The 372-nt window shown below is 50.5% G+C and carries 1 pseudogene; it reads right to left on the bottom strand.

Annotated elements, in window-relative coordinates:
• Nucleotides 1-372: pseudogene (locus tag FNK51_RS26880) on the bottom strand (NADH-quinone oxidoreductase subunit C); the annotation flags it as partial.

Here is a 372-nt window from a genome sequence, read left to right as displayed (position 1 = left end):
ATCTATTAATATAGTGCTCTAATAATGCCCCTTGTCCTATATGGCTCTCAATAGCAGAAACGATTTGATCCAGTTTCGACTGATTTGGGGAAAGTTCGCTAGGGGTGTTAACTTCCTCGCTTTCCTTTACAGCAGTCCTGCTCTTCGCAGCAGCAGCCGCTTTCGCTTTGGCCGCTGCCGCTGCTTTTTGCTTTGCTATATCCATTTCGCCTTCCGGCTTTTCCGCACTTTCAGCTTTCGCCTGTTTTCGGGCAAGTGCTTCAGCCTTCGCCTTGACCGCGGCCGCCGCTTTTTGCTTCGCTATATCCGTTTCGCCTTCCGGCTTTTCCGCCGCTTCTTCTTTTTCCTGTTTTCTGGCTAATGCGGCTGCCT

Origin of the sequence: Bacillus sp. B4EP4a (assembly GCF_006680105.1) — a bacterium.
In the GTDB taxonomy this organism is placed as follows: domain Bacteria; phylum Bacillota; class Bacilli; order Bacillales; family DSM-1321; genus Peribacillus; species Peribacillus simplex_E.
The sequence above is the reverse complement of the archived record's forward strand: the minus strand, read 5'-3'. Positions and strand labels throughout refer to the sequence as shown.